At 67.3% G+C, this 6,423-nt stretch carries 9 protein-coding genes; 8 read left to right on the plus strand and 1 reads right to left on the minus strand.

Annotated features, from left to right (window positions below; translation table 11 throughout):
• Positions 1-10: 10 nt before the first annotated feature.
• Positions 11-433, minus strand: coding sequence for an OsmC family protein (locus Rhe02_RS32840; protein ID WP_203912318.1), 423 nt, complete (start codon positions 431-433; stop codon positions 11-13).
• A 104-nt stretch (positions 434-537) separates the two neighbouring features.
• On the opposite strand from Rhe02_RS32840, the gene Rhe02_RS32845 reads away from it, so the two are divergent.
• The 8 genes from Rhe02_RS32845 to Rhe02_RS32880 form a co-directional block, all read left to right on the plus strand.
• Positions 538-1,329: a class I SAM-dependent methyltransferase gene (locus tag Rhe02_RS32845; RefSeq protein WP_203912319.1), complete on the plus strand. Its 792-nt coding sequence runs from the start codon at positions 538-540 to the stop codon at positions 1,327-1,329.
• A gap of 4 nt (positions 1,330-1,333) precedes the next feature.
• Positions 1,334-2,239: an SDR family oxidoreductase gene (locus Rhe02_RS32850; RefSeq protein WP_203912320.1), complete on the plus strand. Its 906-nt coding sequence runs from the start codon at positions 1,334-1,336 to the stop codon at positions 2,237-2,239.
• A 58-nt stretch (positions 2,240-2,297) separates the two neighbouring features.
• Positions 2,298-3,191 (plus strand): hypothetical protein, encoded by an 894-nt coding sequence (locus Rhe02_RS32855; protein WP_239124210.1) that lies wholly within the window; start codon positions 2,298-2,300, stop codon positions 3,189-3,191.
• Positions 3,192-3,210: 19 nt separating this feature from the next.
• Positions 3,211-4,212: a hypothetical protein gene (locus Rhe02_RS32860; protein ID WP_203912322.1), complete on the plus strand. Its 1,002-nt coding sequence runs from the start codon at positions 3,211-3,213 to the stop codon at positions 4,210-4,212.
• A gap of 147 nt (positions 4,213-4,359) precedes the next feature.
• Positions 4,360-4,956: a cardiolipin synthase ClsA gene (clsA, locus tag Rhe02_RS32865; protein ID WP_239124211.1), complete on the plus strand. Its 597-nt coding sequence runs from the start codon at positions 4,360-4,362 to the stop codon at positions 4,954-4,956.
• Entirely contained in the window at positions 4,953-5,819 is an 867-nt protein-coding gene (locus tag Rhe02_RS32870) for a DUF881 domain-containing protein (protein ID WP_203912323.1), read from the plus strand. Before clsA ends, Rhe02_RS32870 begins: the two co-directional genes overlap by 4 nt.
• Entirely contained in the window at positions 5,816-6,148 is a 333-nt protein-coding gene (locus tag Rhe02_RS32875; RefSeq protein ID WP_203912324.1) for a small basic family protein, read from the plus strand. Before Rhe02_RS32870 ends, Rhe02_RS32875 begins: the two co-directional genes overlap by 4 nt.
• A gap of 14 nt (positions 6,149-6,162) precedes the next feature.
• Positions 6,163-6,423: hypothetical protein (locus tag Rhe02_RS32880; RefSeq protein ID WP_203912325.1), on the plus strand; the 261-nt coding region annotated here is incomplete at its 3' end.

The following is a 6,423-nucleotide window of genomic DNA, read 5'->3' on the forward strand; positions in this document are numbered from 1 at the left end:
CTTCGTCTTCTCAGGCTAGTGTCGCCTGAAGCGTGATCTCTGCGCCAGGTGAGAGCAGACGGGAGATCGGGCAGGTGGCCTTGGCGTCCGCGGCGAGCTTTTCGAACTCGTCGGCGTCCAAGCCGGGAGCGACGACATCGGTCACAAGGTCGATCTTGGTGACTGTCATTCCCGCGTCGGTCTTGTCCAGGTGCACGTGGGCCGTCGTCTCGATCGAGGTGGGCGTGAATCCGGCGTTGACCAGCTTGCCGGACAGCGCCATCGAGTAGCAGCCGGCGTGCGCGGCGCCGATCAGCTCCTCAGGGTTGGTGCCAGGTCCCTCTTCGAATCGGGAACTGAAGGAGTAGTTTCCTTCCCCGAGCCCGGTGTGGATGGTGCCGGTACCCTCTTTGAGGGTGCCTTCCCAGCGGGCGGATGCTTTGCGAATAGGCATATCTGGAGACGCTATCGCACCGGAGGTCAGCCAGGCCCAGCGAAGCCCCCGGTGCCGGAGAAAATCGCTGCCAGGGTCGGTTCGCGATGTGCAAGCATGCCGGGATGCGCACTGAGATCACCGCCTATTACCAGCGCGGGCTCGAGGCCGCTCGCCTGCAGGCGACGCCCTGGGGGCGGCTGGAATTCCTGCGCACCTGGGATCTGCTGACCAGAACCCTGCCTGAAGCTCCGGCCGACGTGCTGGACGTCGGCGGGGGAGCAGGCATCTACGCCGGGCCTCTTGCCTTTTCTGGGTACCGGGTGCAGCTGGTCGATCCGATGGCCGAACACGTGGCACAGGCGGCGCTGCTGCCGGGCGTGACGGCGACCGTCGGCGATGCCCGCCGGCTCGACCTCGCTGACGCTAGCGTCGACGCTGTGCTGCTGCTGGGCCCGCTCTACCACCTGACCGAGCGCGCAGACCGGCTCGCAGCGTGGCGGGAGGCGGCCCGCGTGGTGCGGCCCGGCGGCGTGGTGATGGCCGCGACGATCAGCCGTTTCGCGTCGCTCTTGGACGGTTTCGTCAAAGGCTACGTAAGCGACGCGCGGTTCGCCGGGATGCTGGAGACCACCCTGCCCACCGGCGCGCACCAGCCGCCCGAGGGCACGCCCTGGTTCACCACGGCCTACTTCCACCACCCCGACGAGCTGCCGGGCGAGGTGGCCGAGGCGGGGCTGGAGCTGGACCGGATCGCGTTCGTGGAAGGTCCGTTGTGGATCATGGGGGATCGGGTGGCCGATTGGATCGACGACGAGGAGAGGCTGCGCTGGCTGCGCCGGATCGAAACCGAGCCGAGCCTGCTGGGATCGAGCTCACACCTCATGACGATCTGTCGGAGGCGGTCGGCATCATGAGGCCATGAGTTTGCACGGAAAGGTGGCCCTTGTGGCGGGGGCGACCCGGGGCTGTGGCCGGGCGATCGCCGTCGAGCTGGGCCGGGCGGGCGCCACCGTCTACGTGACCGGCCGTTCCGATCGGGCTCATCGCTCCGAGATGGACCGTCCGGAGACGATAGAGCAGACCGCCGAGCTGGTCGCCGCCGCGGGTGGCGAGGGCATCGCGGTGCGCGTCGACCACCTGGTGCCGGCCGAGGTCGATGTTCTGGTGCGGCGCATCGAGTCCGGCCATGGCCGGCTTGACGTTCTGGTCAACGACATCTGGGGCGGTGACATGTTCACGCAGTGGGGCAAGCCGCTGTGGGAGCATTCGCTCGACAACGGGCTGCGGTTGCTGCGGCTGGGCATCGAGACGCATCTGGTGACCAGTCACGCGGCGCTTCCGCTGTTGATCCGCCAGCCGGGCGGGCTGGTCGTCGAGGTAACCGACGGAACCGAGCAGTACAACACGGAGAACTATCGCGGCTCGTTCTTCTACGATCTGGCCAAGGTTTCCGTGCACCGGCTGGCTTTCGCGCTGTCGCATGAGCTCAAGCCTTACGGGTCAACGGCTGTGGCGGTCACGCCTGGGTTCCTGCGGTCCGAGGCGATGCTCGACAGCCTTGGCGTGCAAGAGGCCAACTGGCGTGACGCGGTCGAGGAGGATCCGTTTTTCGCCCTCTCCGAGTCGCCTTCATATCTCGGGCGCGGGGTGGCCGCGCTGGCCGCCGACCCGCAGGCGGTGCGCTGGTCGGGTCAGACGCTGTCGAGCGCGCAGCTCGCACGCGAATATGAGCTGACCGATGTGGATGGGTCGCGTCCGGACATCTTCCGTTACTTCGCCGATCACAGAACAGACGGACCGGTGGATCCAACCGGCTACCGGTAACGCCTAGCGTGTGGGCATGTTGGCCCGCATCGCTATATTTAGCTCTATCGTGATCTCCGTGAGCTTGGCCGGCGTCCAGCCCGCCCTTGCCGTGCCCACCGATGCCGCCCTGGCCTCGCACTGGGCGCCGATCCACTATCAGGACACCGACAGCTCCGACTACGACGCCGATTACCTGTCGGCGGTGGACTTCGACGCGGACTGGGACGCCAGAAACAATTGGGAACACCAGGATGACAACCTCGCCCGGATGACCGGCACCGTCTACTACTCGGTGGTGGAGACGAGCACCCACTGGCACCTGGTCTACTCCTTCTACCACCCGCGCGACTGGGAAGACTTCCCCGACCCGTTCAGCCTCTACACCCACGAGAACGACATGGAGGGCGTGCTGCTGGTGGTGCGCAAGGACGGAACAGAATTCGGCAAGTTCGAGGCCATGGTGACCGTCGCGCACAGCGATTTCTACTCCTACATCCCACCCGGCGGCACCTACACCAACGGCCGGGAAACCATCGACGGCACGATCGTCATGCAGACCTACAACGGCGTGTCGCGCCCCACCACCTTCCAGGAAGCCAAGGGGCACGGCATCTTCCGCTGGAACGGCGCCGACCCCGGCGACGCGGTGGTCTACTTTCCGACCGGCACGGGTGAGGTTCCTTCTTCAGGCAATGACCGTTCTGTCGGGTACCAGCTGGTGAACACCTTTGCGACAGCCGGCCTGTGGGCACATCGAAACGACACGCTCACCTTCGCCGGCTGGGGCACCTTCCGCGGCGACAACGGCCAGGACAACGCGGCCAACACGGCGTGGGGATGGGACGACGGCAACGACGGCTCCGACCTGCAACGCGGCCTGCTGGCCACCGATCCGGCCAAGCTCGTCTCGGCCTATTTCAACAACGAAGGCAGTTTCTCGCTCAGCTACCTTCGCAACAACTACCTGTGACCCTTTATCGTCTGTTGCCATGCCCCTCCAACGCCGCGCTGGCGTTGCCGTTCTCACCCGCGCTCGGGAACATGTCGACGCCGGTGAGTTCGCCGCTGCCCTGGAGCTGTTGAGCGAGCTGCTCTCCGGGCTGCCCACCGACCCGCGCCGGGCGCGGCCGGTGGAAGCCGAGTCGGTGGCATTGCAGACCGGTGTGCTGCTCAGCCTCGGTGAGCCGTATGCCGCCCGCGGCTGGGCGGCATACGGTCACGCCGCGTTCCGCCGGCTCTACGGCGAACGCGACCGGCGCACCCTGCACGCGCTCGGGCTCCTCGGCGCCGTGCTGACCAGGGTCGGCGCGCATGGGCGGGCGGCCAAGCAGTACCAGACGCTGATCGGGATCTACACCGAGCTGGAGGGCGCCCAGTCGGAGAAGACCCTCGCCGCCCGTGCCGACCTCGCCACCGTGGAACACGCCCGTGGGCAGTGCGTCACCGCGCGGCTGCGCCTGGCCAACGTGGTGGCCGAACATCAGCAGGCATACGGCTCGGCCCATCCGGTCGGGGTGCGGATGCTGGCCCGGCTCGCCGCGATGTGGCGCGACTGCGGCGACTTCGATCACGCTCACGCCCTGCTCGCCGAGGCCCGGGCGAACGCCGCCGGGCTGGGTCCTGAGATCCATGAGCTGCTCGCCGCGGCGGCGCTCGCCCCCGCGGCCGAGCGGCACCTGTGCGGCAGCGATCCGCTGCCGGATAAACCGCTCTCCCCGGTCGAATTGACGGTGCCCAGGCCGATCGAGGAGGACACTGTTCTGGTACCCGTCATAGAAGAGGCATTTATCAGGCCCTTCAGCACGATGTCCTATCTGCCGGCGCATCCGGAGCTGACCGAATGGGCGCCTTCGCCGCGGGCGGAGCAATCGCCCCAGGGCGTCGCGTTGCAGATGTCACCGGCCACCATGGCGCTGATTGCCGCGATCGTCGGGATTGTGGCCGTCGCGGTGCTGCTGGTGCTTCTCATTTCCGCCGCCCGCAACGGTTGAGGCAGCCTGGCGGATCACCCGAAAGGGCGAGCGTGATAAAACTGCATCGTCGATCGAGCCGCAAACTCCGGCCTGACCCTCGGCCCGTCACCACCGCGGAGCCCGACCGGGAGAGCCGAAAGTCCGTCGGCGGAGGGGAGGCCTGGCGTGACTGATGACGCGCCCGGTAACGGCGTGAGCCGTATCCTCACCGTGCCCAATCTGATCAGCTTCGCGCGCCTGGCCGGGGTGCCGCTGTTCCTCTACCTGTTCCTGGTGGCCGACCAATTCGGTTGGGCCGTAGTGGTTCTGGCCATCGGCGGCACCTCCGACTGGATAGACGGCTATCTCGCCCGCAGGCTGGGTCAGGTCAGCCGGCTGGGGGAGCTGCTCGACCCCCTGGCCGACCGCCTCTACATTCTGGCCACGCTGCTCGCGTTCACCGCGCGTGATGTCGTGCCCTGGCAGTTCACCGTGGCCCTGCTGGCCCGGGAAGCGGTGTTGTTGATCACATTGGTGATGCTCCGGCAGCGCGGCTTCGGCCCACCGCCGGTCCACTATCTCGGCAAGGCGGCCACCTTCATCCTGCTGTTCGCCTTCCCGCTGCTGCTGCTGGCGTGGGCGATCTCGCCCGGGGTCATCGACACCCTCGCCTATTCGTCCGGCTGGGCGCTGGCTTGGTGGGGGCTGGTCCTCTACTGGCTGGCCGGCCTGCTTTACCTCAGACAGTTCTTCGCCCTCATGCGCGAGGTCAGGTCGGCATGACTGACCCGCGTATGAAACCGCGGATCTATCAGGTGGACTTCCTGACCCAGCTGTTTCGGGATCCACTCGACCCGGCCTACGCACAGGCGGCCGAGGACAGGGCCAAGCGCGGCCCGCTGCCCGCCTGGAACAAGGCCGGCCGTCGGGTCGTGGCCTGGATTCTGCTCGTCGCGATCGGGATGCTTTTCGCGGTCGCCTACAAGCAGGCCGTGCGCGGGGCGCCGGAGCGGGAAAAGGTGCGCGCCGGGTTGATCAGCCGGATCACCGCGCAGAAGGAACGCACCAACGCCCGCGCCGCCGAGGCCGAGGAACTTCAGAACGAGGTCAACCGGCTGCGTGAAGTCGTGCTCGGCGACCCTGCCAAAATCCAGCAGGCACGCGAGCTGGAGGCCGCCACCGGCATGCGCCGGGTCTCCGGCGACGGCCTGGTGGTGCGGCTCGCCGACGGGCCCGAGGCCGCCACCCGTACAGGTCACCGTGTGATCGACTTTGATCTGCAGATCATCGTCAACACGCTCTGGTACCTGGGCGCGGAGGCCATCTCCATCAACGGCCGCCGCCTGACCTCGCTTACCCCGATCCGCAAGGGCGGCGAAGCGATCTATGTGGGCGACGCGCTCGTGGCCGGGCCGTACGAGATTTCGGCTATCGGGCCACCCGACCTTTATGATGACTTCTCCAAATCGGACACCGCGAAGGTCTACCGGGCCTGGCAGGAGCGGCCCGAGCACCGATTTGGGTTTAAGATCAACCAACGCGACGATCTGCTGTTGCCTGCCGCTGTAATGCCCGAGTTGAGGTTTGCCAAGGTGCCGCCACCTGCAGGCTCCCCGACACCCACGCCGACCGGAGGTGGCAGATGATCGCAGTGCTCGCTTTGCTGGTAGGAGTCGTCGCCGGCGCCCTGCTGGAGCCGACCGTGCCGCTGGCCCTGCAGCCCTACCTGCCCATCGCTGTCGTAGCAGCGCTCGACGCGGTCTTCGGCGGGGTGAGAGCCAAGCTCGACGGCATCTTCGATGACAAACAGTTCGTCATCTCGTTCATCTCCAACGTCCTCGTCGCCGGACTCATCGTGTACCTCGGTGACCAGCTGGGCGTCGGCCCCCAGCTGTCCACGGGCGTTGTGGTCGTCCTGGGCGTACGCATCTTCGGCAACGTGGCCGCCATCCGCCGGCACCTGTTCCGGGCGTGAGGAGCTGACTCGACGTGACCGACCAGCCGCGCCACCCACAGGACCGCGACGAGCAACTCCCCCTCTTCGACGCCACGCCCGGCTCCTACGAGCCCACCCCGGCCCCCTCCCCGGACGCCGAGACCACCGAACAACTACCCCTGTTCGCCTCCTCCTGGGACTCCACGCCTGAACCTCCAGCCGCTCCGGCGATCCCACCCACCAATCCCTGGGACGCCGAGCCCCCCACTGAACGCTTGGCCACCGCCGCCGCTCGGGAGGACGAAGGTTGGCAA

Origin of the sequence: Rhizocola hellebori (assembly GCF_016862955.1) — a bacterium.
GTDB classification, from domain to species: domain Bacteria; phylum Actinomycetota; class Actinomycetes; order Mycobacteriales; family Micromonosporaceae; genus Rhizocola; species Rhizocola hellebori.